Here is an 18,983-nt window from a genome sequence, read left to right as displayed (position 1 = left end):
AGGTCACCGCCGGACTTAACTTAGTATGATGGTTTGAGGCCCTTGCACCTGTTGGTGTGGGGGCCTCACCTGTTTAACCCGCGGGGTGTGCGGGGGTGTGTGGTTCTGCCTGGCGGGGCGGGACCTTTTAGTGCTTTAACCAGGGTTGAATTTCTGGATCTTGACCCAGTCGTTCTGATCGACGACTCCTTCCCCGCGATGGTGCACTCCATAGAGCTCTGGCGCGATAGTCACTACTCCATCTTCCTGCATAGGCTTTGTTCTTGTCGGCGCTGTGTAGTGCTCCGCCGGTTGATTGATGAGCCCATCACAGGAACCGAGCGAAGCTAAAGCGCTGTGAGCCAGGCGCAGCACGCCGGTCCAGCACGAGTACGAAGCATCGAAATGGGGTAGACGGCGCCGGGCAACTGGTGGACCTGATCCGCAAGCACTAGGAAGACGACATACCGAAGTCGACGGTTTTGTCGATCATGAAAGAGCTGGGGATCGAGGCAAACCGATGAGTGCCTTCAAGAACACGACGGTGCGTGATCACCAGACGGGTGGCGGTTAGGACTGCGGTAATGCTACATCGAGGATTGGCGCAACCGGAAACGTCCGCATACGGCGAATGGCGGGTTGAGCGCCCAGAAACTCGACCAGCTCAATGATATTGAACTCATTGGCCAGAATTTAACTTCAATCAACGTACATACAGCTCCGACAGACAGCTGCTCACGCCGGCCCTGAGCAATAAACTTTGCAATATAAGCCGTTCTGCCGCGGCGAATCCGAATCAATAAACTCGGCGTTGACGCAGCGCATATGGCAGCAATCGATACGCGCTCGGCGGTCTGCACGCATGTCCTGTACCGGCTCAGGAGTCGGAGGGCGGGCAGTGTCTATCAGCTGCACAGGCTGCAACCGAATTGTATTTAGTGTGGCGAAGGGCACCGTCGGATAGGAGCCTATCGATTGGCCCTTAGAAGCCTGGCCCTGTTATAGTTATTGAGTTATCGCAACTGCGAATGACACTGTAATTTTCCCACGGTTTGACCGTGAGGGTTAGAGTTACGGCGATCATAGCGTGGGGGAAACGCCCGGTCCCATACCGAACCCGGAAGCTAAGACCCACTGCGCCGATGGTACTGCACTCGGGAGGGTGTGGGAGAGTAGGTCATCGCCGGGCATATTTTACCGAAGGTCCCGAGAAATATCTCGGGACCTTCGATGTTTAACCACCGTTCCACGTCCTCCCGTACGGACCGCAAAAGACCGGTTGTGAAACTCTAACGAGTCCTACAACCGGTCTTATTGCTTTCGGAGACTAATCAGCTAGACGCAGGCCCGAGGCGGTGTCGAAGAGGTGCACGTGCTGCCCTAGCGGCAGGATATGCAGTTTCTGGCCGCGGGCAGGCGGGGTGCGGCCGTTGACTCGGACCACGATGGTTTGGCTCTTGCCGCCTAGCTGGGCCGTGCCATAGACATAAGCATCTGCACCCAACTCCTCGACCACATCCACCATCAGCTCTGCACCCTCGCCTGGGGTGGCGAGAGTCAGATCCTCCGGTCGGATGCCCATGGTGGTTGCACCCTGCGCGCCAGGAGCGGGCAAGGAAGTGTTGCCAAAGGCGACCTGACCGTTAGAGGCCTCCAATTCAATGAGATTCATTGCCGGAGATCCGATGAATCCGGCCACGAAAACATTGCGTGGGCGGTCGTAGAGGTCACGGGGAGTGCCAACCTGTTGGATTTCGCCGTCCTTGAGCACCGCCACGCGGTCACCCATGGTCAACGCTTCCACCTGGTCGTGGGTGACATACACGGTGGTGACACCGAGTCGGCGGGTCAGCGATGCGATCTGTGTGCGGGTCTGCACGCGAAGTTTGGCGTCCAAGTTCGACAGCGGCTCGTCCATCAGGAAGACCTGAGGCGAGCGAACGATTGCTCGTCCCATGGCGACGCGCTGGCGCTGGCCGCCGGAGAGCGCCTTCGGCTTGCGGCTTAGATAATTTTCTAGATCCAGCAGCTTTGCAGCTTCGAGGACGCGCTTATTGCGTTCTTCCTTATCGACGCCGGCGATCTTCAGGGCGAAGCCCATGTTTTCAGCGACCGTCATGTGCGGGTAAAGAGCATAGTTCTGGAAGACCATGGCGATATCGCGGTCTTTTGGCGGAACGTTAGTCACGTCCTTATCGCCAATGAGAATTCGCCCGGAGTCGACTTCCTCGAGACCAGCTAGCATGCGCAAGGTAGTCGATTTGCCGCAGCCCGATGGGCCAACTAGAACAAGGAATTCCCCGTCTTCAATCTGCAAATCAATTGCGTCGACTGAAGGCACAAGTGCGCCCGGGTAAATTCGGGTGGCCTTTTCAAAGGTCACAGTTGCCATGATGACAATCCTTTCACGGGCAGGTACGTGCCCGACGATCCGTAGTGAAAGTGATATGGGACACCTTAGTCTCGCATAGAAAGCAGCAATTCCAAAAGTTCGGACAGTATCTCCGGCCCAGAAATGCGGTGCGCGGCCAGTGTAGGGCCTGGGCCTACCTTGATTCCGAGGTCCTCACGGGTGAGGATCCGGAAGCCATCCTCGTCGGTGACGTCATCTCCGACGAAGAGCAGCGCATCAACATCGAGAACCTGGCGCAACCATTGCAAAGCCTGTCCCTTGTCGCCTGCATGGACCGAGGCCTCTAGCACCGCCTTTCCTGCCATGAGGCGCACTTCCGGCAAGTGCGCGAGGGCGTGGTTCCCCTCGGCCAAGGCGGCCTCGGCAATGCCAGGACTTTGGGCTTGGCGTACGTGCAGGACGGTAGCCGAGGGTTTGTGCTCCAGATTGACTCCCTCATGCCGCTGCGCGACTTCGCTCAACCGGGCGGTGATTTCCGTGAGGTTCTCCCGCTGGGCATCGGTGAGTTCCCGTTGTTCTGGCGCATCCGGGGTTACGGACGGAACGCGCCGTTCAGCTCCGTGGGAGCCGATCAAGTTGTCCGGTCTGGGGGCCGGATACACCGCCGTGAGCGATTCAAGGTTCCGGCCGGAGACCACCGCCGTGTGCACGCCGGATTGTCGCGCAAGTTCGTCAAAGGCTTGTGCGGCCCGCGTGGAAGGCCTGGCGTCTTGGGGGCGGTCCACGAGGGGCGAGAGCGTACCGTCGAAGTCCAAAGCAACCAGGATTCGCCGGTGCCCGGCGAAGGTGGAGAGATCGGCGCGTAATTCGGGCGCGAGATTCGGCACTGTCGTTCCGTTCAGACTAGGCGATGTTATTAACGGCTGGCTACGGCGTTGATTTGGTTCGCTCGCGAATTGATTTCGGCGAGTTCTTCCAAGAAGCGAGCGGACCAACGGGTCACGTCATGTTCCAGCAGATGGCGATTCATTCGACGCATGCGTCGTGCCTGTTCGGATTGGTCCATGTTGACCGCCTCGACGATCCTTGCCTTCATGCCATCGATGTCATGAGGGTTGACCAGCACCGCCTGGGTCAACTGATCGGCCGCACCGGTATATTCGGAAAGCACAAGGACTCCACGACCATCCTGATGGGATGCCACGAACTCCTTGGCCACTAGGTTCATCCCATCGCGCAGGGCTGTCACCAGTAGCACATCGGCGGCTAGGTATAGGGCGATCATCTCGCGCAGCGGATAGGAGTGGTGTAAGTAGCGAAGCGTGGTGTGGCTCAGCGTGTCGTGTTGGCCGGTGATCTGGCCGACCATCAGTTCTACCTGATCGCGCAGCTCCATATAGGAATCTACGTTTTCACGGCTTGGGCTGGCTACCTGGATCAGACAGACATCTCCGGCGCGAAGTGCCTGATCGTTGAGCAGCTCGCCATAGGCTTTCAGCCGGTGCCTGATGCCCTTTGTGTAGTCCAGCCGGTCCACGCCAAGCATGATTGTCTTCGGATTGCCCAATTCCAAACGAATCTGTGCGGCGCGGGCAATGATCTGCGGATCACGCGACAGCTTGGCGATTTCTTCGGTATCGATTGAGATCGGATGGGCCACAGCGCGGCACAGATTCTGAATCTTATGCGTCGACGACGGGGTAGCTTCGTGCCCCTTGGTCGAATAGTCGGTGAACCGTCGCAGGCAGCGTAGAAAATTGGACGCATCGGTCTCGCGCTGGAAGCCGACTAGATCGGCTCCGGCCAGACCTTCCAGGATTTGGGTGCGCCAAGGCAGCTGAGAAAACAGGCTGGCGGCGGGGAAAGGGATGTGCAGGAAGAAGCCGATCTTCAGATCGGGGCGTGCCATCCGCAGCATCTGTGGAACCAGCTGCAGCTGGTAGTCGTGGACCCACACGGTGGCATTGTGCGCGGCGGTTCGCACCACCGCGTCAGCGAAACGTTGGTTGACCTTCTTGTAACGGTCCCACCAGGTGCGGTGGTACTCCGGAGGTATGATCACGTCGTGATAGAGCGGCCAGAGGGTGGAATTCGAAAATCCGCCGTAGTAGAGGCTTAGGTCCTGTTCACTGAGCGGGACCGGAACGAGGTGGATGCTGTCCTTGTCGAACTCTTCGAGCTCTTCGTCGATTCCGCCATGCCAGCCGACCCATGCGCCATCCGCGGCAGCCATGATCGGTTCGAGCGCGGTGACCAGACCGCCGGGAGAACGCTGGAACCCTTGGGTGCCATCCGGAAGCGTGATCCGATCCACCGGCAACCGGTTAGCCACCACTACAAAGTCATGGGAATTGCCTTCCGCTACGCCTGCTAGTTCATTACCCACCGTAAACCTCCTGGCCACGTACTTACTGCGAGAAGAAAACCTCGCAGCTTTGTCGGTTGTAAGTGAATGACCTCTTTGTCAGCTCAACTTCACTGTCATCCCGGATTCCGGATGCTAGCCGGAAGCGGGAGGAAACTGTGTTCCATCACTCAATGTACGTGAGAAGCGGCGCGGATGGGCTTTTAACGCCGAATGAGGCCCAAAGATGAACTTATCCGGCATGACTTGGTTGAAGTCTCAAATAACCCCAAAATGGGGCTTTGCATCATGTTGGCGAATGTTATGCGCAACCTGTGAAGGTTGGGGAATCTGGCAATTACGGGGGAGGGCGGCCATTCCATTGGCTAAGCTTGGAAGCAGATTACAGTATTTCCGTTGAGCCAAGGAACATTCGAACTTATGTCTACAAACAACTCGCGTCCGTCCAAAGCGGAGCGCAACGCTAGCGCCCGTGAAAAGGCCGCGCAGCTGCAGGCTGCTCAGGCCTCGGCCCAGAAACGCAAGTCGCTCTTCGTCAAGCTTGGCGTGCTGGCTGCTGTCGTTTTGGTCGTGGTCCTGGTGGTTGTGCTCATCGTGCAGAATAACAACGCCAAGGTTCCGGACGCCGGAGCCGCGCCTCAGGGCGGCAACGCCGCTGGCGGTATTCTGTTGACGTCGCCGACCACCGTTGCAAATACCTCGGGTGTGAAGATCGACAACACCAAACTTGTCGCTCCCGATTCGAAGCCGGCGACTCCCGAACCACGCGATCTGACCGTGGGCGCCAAGGGCGAGCCGATCAACGTGACCTTGTTTGTTGATGCGAACTGCGTCCACTGTGCTGAATTTGAAAGCAAGTATGGGCCGCAGATGAAGCAGTGGTTGGCGGACGGCAAGATCTCCTTGGAATACCGCAACGTCGGCTTCCTCGATGGAAACTCGCCAACGAACTTCTCTTCGCGTGGGGCCAACGCGCTGGCCTGTGTAGCTGACCAGAGCCCAGCAGCCTACTTGGACTTTGCCAGCGCTCTGTGGGGGCACTACGATCAGGGCGAAATGAAGAATGCTGAGATCTCCGAAATGGCGATTGCCGCCGGCGCTTCAGACTCGGTGAAGTCCTGCATCGACAAGGGAACCTACCGTCCGTTCGTGGAAACTGCAACACTAGCTGCCGGCTACGACGGTGTCTTGGGCACTCCGAGCATCTTCATCCAGGGCGAGGTTATGGACCTTGCCAATCAGGACTTTGTCGAAGCAGTTGAGGCGGCCATCAAGGCCAACGCCTAGACTGCCTAAAGCTGCGTGAACTGCGGTCGATAATTTTCTGCCGCTCTGACACGATTCCCGTGGGGAGTGCATCGCTAGCGGTGCGCTCCCCACGGGTGGTTAACGCCGCCAAAGTCTCGATTCGCAGTCGGGCGCAGTCTTCGGATATTCTTATGCAGTACGCCTCCTTAGCTCAGCTGGCCAGAGCAACGCTCTTGTAAAGCGTAGGTCATCGGTTCGAATCCGATAGGGGGCTCGGATGACCCTCGCCGATGTTCAAGCTTGAACCTCGGCGAGGGTCTTTTATTTCCCAACCGCATCTGCGGATCGACCGTGGCTTGCCCCGAAAAATCCGCATTCTTTTGGTGTCTCACAGTTTCTGGGCAACTCAGGGCGCTAAACTTCAGGTGTATTTCCTTGTCGATTCTGGCGCCTGTACGGTGGCACCAAAACGACCGAACAATATCTCAAGGAGTTTTGGCATGGCCGGTGGACTCGTGGCTCTTCTGGATGACGTCGCAGCCCTCGTAAAGGTCACGGCGGCGTCACTCGACGACATCGCTATGGGAGCTGCGAAGGCAAGCACCAAGTCGCTTGGAGTCGTCATCGACGATGCGGCTGTCACCCCGCAATACGTGGCCGGGCTATCGCCCAAGCGGGAGCTTCCGATCATTTGGAAGATCGCCGTTGGGTCAATCCGGAACAAGATGCTGTTCATCCTTCCGGTGGCTCTGATCCTTTCGCAGTTCGCTCCGTGGGCGCTCACCCCGATCCTGATGCTCGGAGGTGCCTATCTTGTTTTTGAAGGGGCCGAAAAGCTGCTTGAAGCGATGGGCGTGGTCAAGCACCACACACCGGGCGGCAAGGAGGGAGTGCGCGACGAAAAAGCGATCATCGGCGCGGCGGTGCGGACAGACCTCGTGCTCTCAGCGGAGATCATGGTCATCTCGCTGAACGAAGTGTCCCACGAACCATTCTTGAATCGCGCGCTAATCCTGATTGTGATCGCTATCCTGATGACCGTGGTGGTCTATGGTGCGGTGGGGCTGATCGTGAAGATGGATGACATTGGACTGCACATGGCGCAGAAGGCATCCAAGCTGTCGCAGAAGGTTGGCCGTGGCCTGGTCAAGGCCATGCCGATCGTGATGTCGATCCTCGGCAAGGTAGGTGTGGTGGCGATGCTCTGGGTCGGTGGCCACCTAATTCTGGTCGGGATGGACGAGCTGGGCTGGCACGCCCCCTACGGTTTTGTGCATCATATGGAACTGCTGGTGCACGAGGCTACCGGTTCGGCCGGGGCGATCTTGGGCTGGGTGACGAATACCGCCTTTTCTTGCATCGCCGGATTCTTGATTGGTTGCGTGGTTGCCGCCGCTGTCGTGGGCATCAACAAGCTGCGTGCCAAGCACTAACGAGCTTTGCAGGCCGGCCACGTAGAATAGGCAGATAAGAAACTTGCCCCGCCGTAAAACCTGCCAGTCGCGAAGTCTGCCGGTGTTTCGCACGGTGTGCGGCGATCGTCTTGGCCCTGCCAAAACGTCTGGTGGCCATGGAAAGATCGATGTGTGTTGAAGAGCAAGATAAATATTGTAGGGAGCGCCGCTCGGCATGAGCGGGGCGCCTACTTCACCCCCGAGCCGGTAGCCCGGTTCATGACCGAGTGGGCGCTAGGCGAGCAGGGTCGTCGTGTGCTTGAACCCTCATGTGGCGAAGCCCAATTCTTGGCGACCGCTGCCCAAGTCACCAACGATGGGCGCGGCGCCAGCGAATTATTCGGGGTGGAGCTTCACGAGCCTTCGGTGCTGGCGGCACGCGCAATCCTCGCGGAACAAGGCGCACAGGCTAGGATCCAGCACGCAAATTTCTTTGATATCCCAGGCACCGCGGATATGGATGCGGTGATTGGCAACCCCCCGTACGTGCGTTATCAGCTGCACCGCGGAGCCCAGCGCAAGATCTCGCGCGAAGCCGCACGGCGCTCCGGAGTCGAGCTGAACGAGCTTGCCTCCGTGTGGGCGGCCTTCGTCGTGCACGCCACCAGCTTCCTGAAGGTCGGCGGTCGTCTGGCCCTAGTGCTCCCGGCAGAGCTGATGTTCGTGAACTATGCGGGGCCCGTGCGTGCAATGCTGCTTGAACGTTTCGCCAAGGTGCATCTCGCGGTCTTCGAACAGCGGCTATTCGTCGACGCGCAGGAAGAAGTGGTGCTGTTGCTTGCGGAGGGTTATCAGACCGGTTCCAGCGACTCCTTCAGCCTGCACCAATTTCGTAATGCCAAGGATCTGATTGGACTCGGCGAGGGAGCAATCCACACTCCGAAGCGTCCAAGTGACCGTTGGACCGGGTCCTTGGTGACTTTTGAAGCTCAGGGGATACTCAACCAGGCGCATGCTACCGGCGGGTTTATTGATCTGCAGGGCTGGGGAGAGACCTCGCTGGGCGCGGTGACCGGCAACAATAAATGGTTTACGCTCAGCCCGGCGCGGGCCGAGGAATTAGGTTTGGACGCGAGCGACCTGGTGGAAATATCGCCTCCCGGTTCTAGGCATCTTCGCGGCTTGGAACTAGACGCTAAGCAATGGCAGCGACTCGGGGAGCACGGCTTGGCGACCTTGATGTTCCGGCCCCAGGGTGGCGCCTCCACCGCGGGAGAGCGCTTAATTGGCCGCGGCGAGCTGGAGTCGGTGGACCAAGCCTATAAGTGCCGGATGCGTACTCCCTGGTGGCGGGTCCCGTTGTTGTCGGTGCCTGATCTGTTCATGACCTATATGAATGCTGACACTCCCCGGCTGACGACTAACCATGCAGGTGTGCATCACATCAATTCAATCCATGGGGTATACCTCGGGGCCGATGTGCGTGAGCTGGGACGTGAGCTGCTGCCTCTGGCTTCGCTTAATACCTTGACTATGCTGGGTGCCGAAATGGTGGGACGCTCCTACGGGGGAGGCATCTTGAAGCTGGAACCCGGCGAGGCGGATAAGCTTCCAGTGCCCTCAACCCAGTTGGTCGCCGAGCATGCAATACCGCTGCGATCCATCAAAAACGAGGTCCGCGAACATCTGCTGCATGGCCGTAAGCAAGAAGCTACGGAGCTGGTAGACGAAATAGTGTTGGGAATGATGCTGGAGCTAGACGCTGCCGCGATCGGTGCGCTACGCGGCGCACGCCAAGACATGCTGGAACGACGCAAGTCCCGAGCTAAGGCAGTGGAGAACTAATCGTGGGATCAGGCACAGTCGAGAAATCCCTGGCCTTCGCCGAATACGACGCGACGTTGATATCTGCGCTCAAAGATTCGCCGTGGATCCTTAACGGCGCCGTCACCGAGGAGTTCAACCCTTCTTTCGACGTTCTCGAGCGGTTGCTAAGCATTCCGGTGCGTTCTAAGGCCGCGACCCGTTCCGGTCGTTTTGCCCAGGGCGTCGACGCTTGGCTAGCCCATGAACTCCGCCGGGCGGGGTTCGACGCAGACCTCGTCTGGCCGCGCGCGGAAGCGCCACGGGTGTTGTCTTCGGACATCCTCGAATTGCTGCGCAAGCTCCCCGAACGGCTCTCCGACGAGCTGCATGAAGCAATCCTGGCCGGCAAGGCCGGAAGCACCGACGCCAGGATTCTGGGCCGCGCCTACATGAAGCAGACCGACGTGGTGATGACCCACTGGTCCACGGGACCGGAGTTGCTATTAAGCACCAAGGCAATGACTTCTTCCTTCGGCAAGAACCTGTCCAATCGGTACGAAGAAGCCTACGGGGACGCGGCCAACCTGCGTGCCCGCTACCCGCTGGCAGCCGTCGGCTTCTACTTCGTGCAACGCGCCACCATTTTAGAAACCGAACCGGCAGCTTTCCGACGTACCGTGGACATGATCCGCAAGCTGCGCGATTTCGGCGATGGCTTTGGCTATACAGCGACCGGACTTTTGCTTGTGGACTGGGATGACAGTGCCGAGCAGCCAGAGGTCAAGGCGGTGCACCACCCGGTGCCCGAAGATGTCGGCACCGCTCAGTTCCTAAATGCCATGGTTGACTCGGTGTTGAAAGTTACTCCGATCGACTTGCATGAGTCGGCGCGCGCTCGCCGAGCCGGTGAGGTCGTGCCAGTGCCAGGGCATGAGCTCGTCGATGAGCTACAAGAAGCGCTCTTTTAGCTCATCTGGTTGTGTGAACTTGTGGCGAATGCCAAGAGCTCGGCAAAGGTCGAACCGAGTGGCCAGCCAGTGTGCTGGAGGCGATGTCACGCTGCGGTGGGGGAGACAACCAATCCGATGCGAGAGCAGTGGCGCGATAAATGTACTTGGTCCGCCCGTCGGATTCGAAAGTTCGTTCGCGTTCCCATCGCTCGGAGCGTTCGTAGGCTGCCCAGGAGCTGGGATTTGCCGAATCGATGACGGTGATGGGTATGCAGCCTGCCTGCACCACATACTCCAGGCGTAGGTCTGTCACTTGCTGGCGTATGCCTTGGCGCCGATATTCCGGGCGGACCGCCATGCAGCCTAATTCAAGCGCGCCCATGGCGCTAGTTGGAGCCAGCACCGCGTCGTGCACGACTCCGGCTGCGACCAGAACACCTGAGTCACGGACGCTGACCACACAACGTGCGCGGTCAATTTTTTGATTCCATCGATCATCAATTTCCGGATACAAAGTCGCCATCTCGGTGCGTGCGGCACCAGCAGGAGCTGTTGATGACAGGGCATAGCGAAGGGTAGGGCGCACTGGGAACCGTCCTAAATGCTAAGACGAACGAACTATCTGGCTATTGCTGTTGTGTGGGACGCAGAGCAATGGGTTTCGTTGGCCTTCAGGGGACCGCAGCCGGTGGCTTACGGCAACGTCCTTGCAGGGCCCAGTATGAGCTCGAGGAACTAAAAAAATTATGCATTCAATCTCTGCTCGTTAGCAAGAGAAAATAGGGGCAATAAAGTGAAATCTAGATAAACGAAAGGCACTATTATTTTAGGTCTGCCGTAGTCGGCTTTTCTCTTGAGCTCCTGCCCTAGGACGGTGGCGTGATGGGCGACGTAGCCGCTAGCTGTGGGGCAGCTGGCGCCGATTTTGCGGCCAAGGCAAAGACCGCTAAGATCGTTTAGGTGCTTGACCGGGAGGTTGACGCAAAGATGGATCTTTAGCTCAGTTGGTTAGAGCGTTCGCCTCACACGCGAAAGGTCGCTGGTTCGAGTCCAGTAAGATCCACCAAATAAAGAGAAAACCACCGCCGGCGGTGGTTTTCTCTTTATTTAACTGCTTTTAGTGGATCGCGCGTTGCCGGTGGTTATTTGGCGAGTAACTCGTGAACCAGCGGTTTGACTTCGTTGCCAAGCAGCTCGATGCTCTCGAGCATGGTCTCGTGTGGCAAAGAGCCTGCCGAATATTTGATGTCTACTCGACCTAGTCCGAGGCTTCTGGTGACCTTCGCCATCTTGGTGGCGACGGTCTGCGGACTACCGGCCATCATGGAACCTTCAGGCCCCATAGCGGCCTCCAAGCGCATTTTGCTAACCGGCGGCCAGCCGCGTTCGGCGCCCAAGCGATTCATGGTGCGCTGATAGTGCGGCCACAACAGTTCGAGAGCTTCCGCATCGGTCGGTGCAACCAATCCGTGGAAGTGCGCACCCACCTTTTGAGGTTGCTTGCCCAGCTCTTTCAACGCGCGGTGGTAAAGCTGAACTAGCTGCTCGAAGGCTGATGGCTGGCCGCCAATGATTGCGAGAAAGAGTGGAAGGCCGTGGCGAGCGGCGCGAAGTACCGACTGCGGGCTGCCGCCGACGCCCACCCAAGTGGTGAGCGCATCGTTTTCCAATAGCGGGTACAGCTGTTGGCTGTTCAAAGCGCCGCGGTGTTCTCCAGACCAGGTCACGGGCTCTCCGGATCGGACCTTAGCCAGGAGATCGAGTTTTTCTTCGAAGAGAGACTCATAGTCCTCGAGGTTGAGCCCAAACAACGGGAAGGACTCGATGAAGGATCCGCGTCCGGCGATAATTTCGGCACGTCCCTGCGCGATGGCATCGAGCGTTGCGAAGCGCTCGTACACCCGAACCGGGTCATCGCTGGAGAGCACCGTTACCGCGGTACCGAGGCGGATCTTGTCGGTGACTTGCGCCAGCGCCGCGAGAATTATTTCCGGCGACGATACAGCATAATCGTCTCGGTGATGTTCACCAACGCCGAAGAAATCAAGGCCAACTTCTTCGGCCTTCTGCCCTTCGACGATGACGTTGCGAATAACCTGAGCGTGCGATAACTGCTTGCCCTGCTGGTCTTCGGAGAGATCCCCGAAAGTTTCAACACCAATTTCAGGCCGGAGGCTTGTTTGACCGATGGAACTCACAATGATCCTCTTCTCTTAGATTTCCATGCAATTGCATCTAAGTGGGTAACCAGTCCACCGATAAATTTATTTCCGACAGCAAAAATGCCAGATGTGTTCAGGGATACTCGGCCTATTTTGATTCCATTCTCCCGCTTTACTTGCCGTGGTTGTATCGTGAGGATGACGAATAGAACAAGAGCCTAGGGGGAGTGATTCGTGGCGCAGCAAGACCATGGTGAGAAGCACGCGGATTCGAAAAATCCAGGAGAAGATCCTTCGCCATTGGCCGGGTCGCTACCTCGTATTTCGACGAGTGAAATCAACATGGGGCACCTTCCCGAGACGGCGTCTTTTGAGACGACCATGGCCTCCGAGCTACCGCTAAATACCGCGGTAAGTGCGAGCGTTGCGTCAGCGGACGTGGCGGATATCGAGTCGCGTACCGGCCAGGTCTACACCTCTGATGACGGCATTACACTGATGCCTACACGGGCCAACCCGGTGGCTCGCCGTTTGCTGGCAAAAATGTGGATCTCGGATACGCCGCCGACTGAGGCGCTGAAGGTCGTTGACCGATTGCGCGGCACCCCCTACGCGAACCCTAGGGTCAACGTCGATCAAGATGCTTCGGCGCGGCGAACCATGGAGTTTGCGCTGGACCTTGGCGAAACGCTGATTCGCTATGGGGCTGGTGCTTTGGAAGTGGAAACCAGCATCATCGCGGTGACCGCAGCCCTAGGGCTTAGCCACCTAGACGTGGATATCACCAATCAATCGTTGCACCTGAACTACAGCCCGCCAGAAGCTGAGAGCTACTCTATCCTGCGCGTGGTGCGTTCGTACACTACGAACTACGCGGGCATGGTGATGGTGCACGAGCTGGTTTCGGACATCATCGCTGGCGGTGTTTCGCGGACCGAATCTGCCAAGCGGCTTAAAAGGATCACACGGAAGCCGAAGCCTTTCCCGCGTTGGTTCGTTGCGGTTGGCCAATCGGTTTTCGCCGCCGCCTTCGTCCTGTTCATCGGCGGTTCATGGCTCGGTGCACTCGTCGCGATGGCTTCGTCCTGGCTGATCTCGCAGATAGGCCGGTATGGATCCCGATGGCGGGTCCCAGAGTTCTTCACCGTGGCGACCTCGACTTTTACCGTCACCGGAATAGCCTTGCTTAGCCATCAGGTCCACGCACCATTGGATCCGGCGTTGGTAGTCTCTGGTGGCATCTTGCTTCTGCTGCCTTCTGGCAGATTTGTTTCGGCGCTGCAAGACGCAATCAATGGCTTCCCGGTCACCGCGGTCGGACGTCTATTTTCCGCTGGGTTGACCTATACGGCAATACTTTCCGGGATCTCCGCGGCGTTGGTGGTTTCATCCGTATTGGGCGGGGACAAGGTGGATGTCCATAAAATCGTCGCCACCGATTATCCGACATGGATGCTGATCGCCTTGGTAGCAGTCGCCATTCTGGCCGGTTCGGTCACCGAGCAGACCGCACAGCGCTTGTTGCTGCCTACCGCGTTGATCGCGGTCGGCGGCTATCTGGTGCTGCTCTTGGCGGAGCAGGTCGGGCTTGGCGCTCGGGCAACGCCAGCGGTGGTGTCCACGGCCATTGGCTTCGCTGCGCGCTTCCTGGCGGACAAGCTGAATTCACCTCAGCTGGTGATCGCAGCCCCCGCGGTCATGTTCATGCTGCCTGGCCTGATGATCTTCCGGGCCATGTACGGCATCGTTTTCGAGGTGGATGAAATGTTCGCCGGCCTGGTGGAAATGTTCAACGCGTTTGCAATCATGCTGTCCATCGCCGGTGGTGTGGTCTTCGGCGACACACTGTGCCGTCCGCTGGCCTCCAACGCACGGCGCGAACGCCGACGCATCCGCCGCCGCTAGCCGGCCGGCAGTTTCCATTCAATAGGCGCCTGGCCGATTTCGGCCAGGCGCCTATTGATTTGCGAAAAATGCTTTGACCCAAAGAATCCACGTGAAGCGGACAACGGGGAAGGATGAGCGCTGCGAAGCTGGGGCATATTGTTCATCAGGGTACCAAGCTTCTGTGCGTGGGCACCCCACAGAACAGCCACCACCGGCACCTTGCGGGCATTGAGCGTAGCGATAATCGCTTCAACTACCGGTGCCCAGCCAAGCTTCTGGTGACTGCCGGCGTTAGACGCAGTCACAGAGAGAACCTGATTGAGCAGCATGACCCCTTGCTCATGCCAGGCGCCGAGGTCTGGATGCCCAGCTTCGGGCACGCCAAGATCTACGAACAGCTCCTTGTAAATGTTGCGCAAGCTACGCGGCAGGGGGCGCACGTTCTTCGCTGCGGCGAAGGCCAAGCCATTCGCCTGTCCGGGCGTCGGATAGGGGTCTTGACCCATGATCAGGACTTTGATCTCGGCTACGGGTAGCGATAGTGCGCGCAACATCACCTCTGGGGCCGGGAGTATCTGCTCGCCAGCCTGTGAGCGTGCCGCCAACTTACGTGCGATTTCCTGCAACACGCCATCGAGCGGTTCCAAAGTGGAAACCCAATCCGCGGCGATAAACCCGCGACTTGCCAGCGATTTTGCACCAAAGAAGAAGGGGAAGTCTTCGGTGGAATATGCCGGCGGCGCGGTAGGCTCGGGAGCGTCGAAAAGGGCGGGCTGCTCGTTGTTCATGGCAATCATTCTGCCGGTTTTCCGGCGCGGTTGTGCCGCGTTACACGGCACGGCGTTGGTTGATTGGTTAGAATATCGGTGGTGTGTCCACCACGCGTGGATAAATATGCATGAATAAACCCGACTTTTCGAAGTTCTAGGATGAGGTGAACGTATGGCTGGCAATGAGGTTTTAGTGGATTTCGTGATGAACCCCGATTCCGAGCTGGATGAGCGTTCGCAACAGATCTTGAACATGGAGAAGCTGTGGTGGAAGTATGCCGGAGCCAAGGAACAAGCTATTACCAAGCAGTTCTCTATCTCGCCGACAAACTACTATCAGCTACTCAACCAGCTGATCGACACGGATGCGGCGATGGCCTATGACCCAATGCTGGTAAAGCGGTTGCGTAGACTTCGATCTACTAAGCGTCGTGTGAGCGGTACCGTCGGCGGGGAACGCTAAGTTCATAGCCGGCCTCGGCCAGCCAGACCTCGAGCAAGGACAAGAATGACCAACTACCCACGTGACGAATTCGATCGCGTTCCGGAGTTTAGTACCCGCGTTGGGTCGCATCATGCCCACGGCTGGGCGCAGTCTGCCGCCACCAAGGGCAAGGACAGCAAGCTTCGTTGGGTAGTTCTGTCCGCGATTGCGGTGTTGTTGATTGGTGGTGCCGGATTCTTCTTTGGTCCAGGCGTTGCCGATCGTCTAGCAGGGTCCGAACCGAGGCAAACCTCGGCACCGGCGGAGAGCGAAGGCTCTTCTGACCAAAGCGAAGCCGCATCCGAAAGCGCAACTCCGTCTAGCACCATCGATGACGCTGACGTGTTGTACGGACAACTCATCGGCGTGTACAACGGCGCAAGTATTGCAGGAGCTGCAGGGGCAGGCGAAGAATTGCTTGCCGAGGCTGATTTCACGAATATCGTGACGGATAATTGGACCCGAGACGCCGAGACCTCGACGGTGTATTACATGTCCGAGGCCTACCGGACCACCGCGGAAAAAGCCGCCGAAGTCTTGAACATCGATGAGGTTCTGCAGACCCGGAACATCCCCAACCGAGTTTCGGTCGTCCTTGGCGCTGACGATACGTTGAACTCGAAGTAATAATTAGCTTCGCTCACAGCCGATCAGCTTGCACTCGCCATGCGAGAGTGCCAATATTTGTATTAGCACTCATGCGTTACGACTGCTAATGCCGATCGGTTGTTCGTTTTAGAATCGAACCCTTTCGTCTCGGCGGTTGCTCAACGCACGGAGCGTGAAGAATACCTCAGATAGCGAGAGCTAATCCGAATTGTCGGCCCGATGCCGGCAACGGTGTGCTCGTCCGTCGCGGGCGCTGTCTGTCGGTTGCATTTTCGCAAAATCGTCCCCGAAAGGACCGAAAGCCACTATGGCCAAGATGATTGCATTTGACGAGGAAGCACGCCGCGGACTTGAGCGCGGCCTGAACATTCTGGCGGACGCCGTTAAGGTGACCTTGGGCCCACGCGGCCGCAACGTTGTTTTGGAGAAGAAGTGGGGCGCACCCACTATCACCAACGACGGTGTGTCCATCGCCAAGGAAATCGAGCTCGAGGATCCATACGAGAAGATCGGTGCCGAGCTCGTCAAGGAAGTTGCCAAGAAGACTGACGACGTCGCCGGTGACGGTACCACCACCGCTACCGTGCTCGCTCAGGCTCTGGTCAAGGAAGGCCTGCGCAACGTTGCTGCCGGCGCCGACCCAATCGCGCTACGCCGCGGCATCGACAAGGCTGTAGAAGCCGTCACCGCCGAGCTGTTCACCGCTGCTAAGAAGATCGAATCCAAGGAGCAGATCGCTGCTACCGCTTCGATCTCCGCTGGCGATCCAGAAATCGGCGCACTGATCGCCGAAGCACTGGACAAGGTTGGCGAGCAGGGCGTTATCACCGTAGAAGAGTCCAACACCTTCGGCCTTGAGCTGGAGCTGGCCGAGGGCATGCGCTTCGACAAGGGCTACATTTCCGCATATTTCGTCACCGACGCTGAGCGTCAGGAGACCGTGCTGGAAGACCCTTACATCCTGATCGTCAACTCGAAGATCTCCTCGGTCAAGGATATGGTTTCCTTGCTGGAGAAGGTCATGCAGTCGAACAAGTCGCTGCTGATCATCGCCGAAGACGTAGAGGGCGAAGCACTGGCCACCCTGATCCTGAACAAGATCCGTGGCCTGTTCAAGTCTGTAGCCGTCAAGGCTCCAGGCTTCGGCGATCGTCGCAAGGCAATGCTGACCGACATCGCACTGCTGACCGGTGGCCAGGTTGTTTCCGAGGAAATCGGCCTGTCGTTGGACACCGTTGGCCTCGAAGTTCTGGGTACCGCCCGCAAGGTCGTTATCACCAAGGACGAGACCACCATCGTTGAAGGCGGCGGCGACGCCGACGCTATCGAGGGCCGCAAGGCGCAGATCGCAGCCGAAATCAAGAACACCGATTCGGACTACGACCGCGAGAAGCTGCAGGAGCGCCACGCAAAGCTTTCCGGTGGTGTCGCTGTGCTGAAGGCCGGCGCCGCAACCGAGGTGGAGCTCAAGGAGCGCAAGCACCGCATCGAAGATGCTGTGCGTAACGCTAAGGCAGCTGTTGAAGAGGGCATCGTCGCCGGTGGTGGCGTGGCTCTGATTCAGGCAGGCGCCGCAGCATTCGCCAAGCTTGAGTTGGAAGGCGACGAAGCCACCGGCGCGAACATTGTTCGTGTTGGCATCGAAGCACCACTGAAGCAGATCGCACTGAACGCCGGCATGGAGCCAGGCGTAGTCGCCGACAAGGTCAAGGGCCTGCCAGCTGGCCACGGCCTGAACGCTGCCACCGGTCAGTACGTTGACCTGCTGGAAGCCGGCGTCAATGACCCAGTGAAGGTGACTCGTTCGGCCCTGCAGAACGCTGCATCTATCGCAGGTCTGTTCCTCACCACCGAGGCAGTCGTTGCAGATAAGCCAGCTCCTGCTGGCGCTGCCATGCCAGGTGGCGACGACATGGGTGGCATGGGCGGAATGGGCGGCTTCTAAGCTTCCGTACTTCCCAGGCACCTGTCTCGCAGGACAACCTGAACCCGAGGGCTTGCTTCACCACGAAGCAGGCCCTCGGGTCGTTAACCGGCAAGCAGAGTGCGTTTGAGCGTTCTCAGGCTTGCACGTGGAGTCGGTCAAGCTCGGCCTCAAGGTTCGCCCGTGCTTGTTTTTCCCAGCGTTCCTGAGCAGACGCGGTGCAATACAGCCGGTCTTTTCGCAGGAGCTCACGAAGAATGCTTGCTCGGCCTCGGGCAAAGTCTGCTGCCGGCACATGATCGTATTCGTCCCGGATAGCTTGGGCATAGCGTTGATAGGCCTTGGCTGGTCGTGCCAAAACCTCTAGGTCTGCGTCGCTGAGCAACGCTCCGAGCAGATCGCCTTCGGCAGGTCGATGCTCGATGGTCAGCAGAATCAATTGTTGAACCTTGGCAAGAGCCCTATCGGTAATCAGCCCATGCAAGCTGCGCGCTGCTAAGTTTGCAGAATCTTTTTCGTCCTCGGCGGTGCCATCGTAGACGGCATCATGAAACCAAGCAGCCAACTCCAATATTTGCCGATCCTGCGCCTCAACCTGTGTGCCGCAGAGCCAGTCCAATGACTCAAGGACCGCGAGCAGGTGTACTCGATCGTGATAGCGGCGGTGCTTCTGGCTCCAGCGAAGCAATAAATCCTCAGCCATGGCCCGTTGCCCGGGCAAGGTCCGCTCCCACCGTTTCAGCAATGCGGGATTGAGCCGTTCGGGGCGGAACCGGGCAGGGATCCGAAGTCCGGAATGGACTAAGGCGCGGACCAAGTCGCTACCAGAGACTTCCTGGGCTCCGGCCGCCACGAACTCTTCGTAGCGTTCCTGCGGCACATCATAGTGGTCCCTGTCGAAGGCTCTCTGCCGGATGCCCATGCGGCTGGCGAACTGGTGCAGCTCCAGCAGCGAGGTGTCGGAGACTAAATGGGAAAAGAGTGTCCCGTGAGCGGGCCAGCGTGGCGGGTCGATCAGTATGCTCATGATCTAAGCGTACCGAGGGACCCGC

At 58.3% G+C, this 18,983-nt stretch carries 15 protein-coding genes, 2 tRNA genes, 1 rRNA gene and 1 pseudogene; 12 read left to right on the top strand and 7 right to left on the bottom strand.

Annotated elements, in window-relative coordinates:
• Positions 1-298 precede the first annotated feature (298 nt).
• Both CQ017_RS18435 and rrf read left to right on the top strand, forming a co-directional pair.
• Positions 299-538, top strand: a pseudogene (locus CQ017_RS18435) (IS3 family transposase); the annotation flags it as partial.
• A 513-nt stretch (positions 539-1,051) separates the two neighbouring features.
• Positions 1,052-1,168: ribosomal RNA gene (gene rrf, locus CQ017_RS14260) — 5S ribosomal RNA — on the top strand.
• 138 nt (positions 1,169-1,306) lie between these two features.
• Here the strand turns inward: rrf and CQ017_RS14255 are convergent.
• The 3 genes from CQ017_RS14255 to CQ017_RS14245 form a co-directional block, all read right to left on the bottom strand.
• A complete protein-coding gene (locus CQ017_RS14255; RefSeq protein ID WP_096289235.1) occupies positions 1,307-2,371 on the bottom strand; it encodes an ABC transporter ATP-binding protein in 1,065 nt (354 codons plus the stop codon).
• A gap of 65 nt (positions 2,372-2,436) precedes the next feature.
• Positions 2,437-3,219, bottom strand: a complete 783-nt coding sequence (gene otsB / locus CQ017_RS14250; RefSeq protein WP_176484316.1) for a trehalose-phosphatase — start codon at positions 3,217-3,219, stop codon at positions 2,437-2,439.
• A gap of 29 nt (positions 3,220-3,248) precedes the next feature.
• A complete protein-coding gene (locus tag CQ017_RS14245) occupies positions 3,249-4,718 on the bottom strand; it encodes a trehalose-6-phosphate synthase (RefSeq protein ID WP_105554224.1) in 1,470 nt (489 codons plus the stop codon).
• Between the two features lie 399 nt (positions 4,719-5,117).
• On the opposite strand from CQ017_RS14245, the gene CQ017_RS14240 reads away from it, so the two are divergent.
• From CQ017_RS14240 to CQ017_RS14220, 5 genes are all read left to right on the top strand, one after another.
• A complete protein-coding gene (locus tag CQ017_RS14240) occupies positions 5,118-5,984 on the top strand; it encodes a thioredoxin domain-containing protein (RefSeq protein WP_096289229.1) in 867 nt (288 codons plus the stop codon).
• Between the two features lie 161 nt (positions 5,985-6,145).
• A tRNA-Thr gene (locus CQ017_RS14235) sits at positions 6,146-6,219 on the top strand.
• 226 nt (positions 6,220-6,445) lie between these two features.
• Positions 6,446-7,378 (top strand): DUF808 domain-containing protein, encoded by a 933-nt coding sequence (locus tag CQ017_RS14230; RefSeq protein ID WP_096289227.1) that lies wholly within the window; start codon positions 6,446-6,448, stop codon positions 7,376-7,378.
• A 153-nt stretch (positions 7,379-7,531) separates the two neighbouring features.
• Complete coding sequence (locus CQ017_RS14225; RefSeq protein WP_105554223.1) at positions 7,532-9,184, top strand: class I SAM-dependent DNA methyltransferase; 1,653 nt, start codon at positions 7,532-7,534, stop codon at positions 9,182-9,184.
• A 2-nt stretch (positions 9,185-9,186) separates the two neighbouring features.
• The gene (locus tag CQ017_RS14220) at positions 9,187-10,113 is read left to right on the top strand and encodes a hypothetical protein (RefSeq protein ID WP_096289223.1); all 927 of its coding nucleotides are present in this window, start codon (positions 9,187-9,189) and stop codon (positions 10,111-10,113) included.
• Position 10,114: 1 nt separating this feature from the next.
• Here CQ017_RS14220 and CQ017_RS14215 read toward each other — a convergent pair whose 3' ends face one another.
• Positions 10,115-10,681, bottom strand: a complete 567-nt coding sequence (locus CQ017_RS14215) for a GNAT family N-acetyltransferase (RefSeq protein ID WP_141393627.1) — start codon at positions 10,679-10,681, stop codon at positions 10,115-10,117.
• A gap of 403 nt (positions 10,682-11,084) precedes the next feature.
• Here CQ017_RS14215 and CQ017_RS14210 point away from each other — a divergent pair.
• Positions 11,085-11,161, top strand: a tRNA-Val gene (locus CQ017_RS14210).
• A gap of 76 nt (positions 11,162-11,237) precedes the next feature.
• On the opposite strand, the gene CQ017_RS14205 is transcribed toward CQ017_RS14210, so the two are convergent.
• Positions 11,238-12,293: an Atu2307/SP_0267 family LLM class monooxygenase gene (locus CQ017_RS14205; protein ID WP_258133679.1), complete on the bottom strand. Its 1,056-nt coding sequence runs from the start codon at positions 12,291-12,293 to the stop codon at positions 11,238-11,240.
• 198 nt (positions 12,294-12,491) lie between these two features.
• Between CQ017_RS14205 and CQ017_RS14200 the strand changes: the two genes are divergently transcribed.
• Positions 12,492-14,162, top strand: coding sequence for a threonine/serine exporter ThrE family protein (locus CQ017_RS14200; protein WP_258133678.1), 1,671 nt, complete (start codon positions 12,492-12,494; stop codon positions 14,160-14,162).
• On the opposite strand, the gene CQ017_RS14195 is transcribed toward CQ017_RS14200, so the two are convergent.
• Positions 14,159-14,932 (bottom strand): uracil-DNA glycosylase, encoded by a 774-nt coding sequence (locus tag CQ017_RS14195; protein ID WP_255248544.1) that lies wholly within the window; start codon positions 14,930-14,932, stop codon positions 14,159-14,161. The two genes, CQ017_RS14200 and CQ017_RS14195, sit on opposite strands and share 4 nt — an antisense overlap.
• A 154-nt stretch (positions 14,933-15,086) precedes the next feature.
• On the opposite strand from CQ017_RS14195, the gene CQ017_RS14190 reads away from it, so the two are divergent.
• From CQ017_RS14190 to groL, 3 genes are all read left to right on the top strand, one after another.
• Positions 15,087-15,377 carry a DUF3263 domain-containing protein gene (locus CQ017_RS14190; RefSeq protein ID WP_096256066.1) on the top strand — a complete coding sequence of 97 codons (291 nt, stop codon included), beginning with the start codon at positions 15,087-15,089 and terminating at the stop codon, positions 15,375-15,377.
• 45 nt (positions 15,378-15,422) lie between these two features.
• Entirely contained in the window at positions 15,423-16,025 is a 603-nt protein-coding gene (locus CQ017_RS14185) for a LytR C-terminal domain-containing protein (protein WP_105554219.1), read from the top strand.
• Between the two features lie 289 nt (positions 16,026-16,314).
• Positions 16,315-17,952 carry a chaperonin GroEL gene (gene groL, locus CQ017_RS14180; RefSeq protein WP_096289217.1) on the top strand — a complete coding sequence of 546 codons (1,638 nt, stop codon included), beginning with the start codon at positions 16,315-16,317 and terminating at the stop codon, positions 17,950-17,952.
• Between the two features lie 115 nt (positions 17,953-18,067).
• Here groL and CQ017_RS14175 read toward each other — a convergent pair whose 3' ends face one another.
• On the bottom strand, positions 18,068-18,958 hold the full coding sequence (locus CQ017_RS14175; protein ID WP_096289215.1) for a DUF4031 domain-containing protein: 891 nt from the start codon (positions 18,956-18,958) through the stop codon (positions 18,068-18,070).
• Positions 18,959-18,983: the final 25 nt, after the last annotated feature.

The sequence above is a fragment of the Arthrobacter sp. MYb224 genome (assembly GCF_002975455.1).
Taxonomy (GTDB): domain Bacteria; phylum Actinomycetota; class Actinomycetes; order Actinomycetales; family Micrococcaceae; genus Glutamicibacter.
The sequence above is the reverse complement of the archived record's forward strand: the minus strand, read 5'-3'. Positions and strand labels throughout refer to the sequence as shown.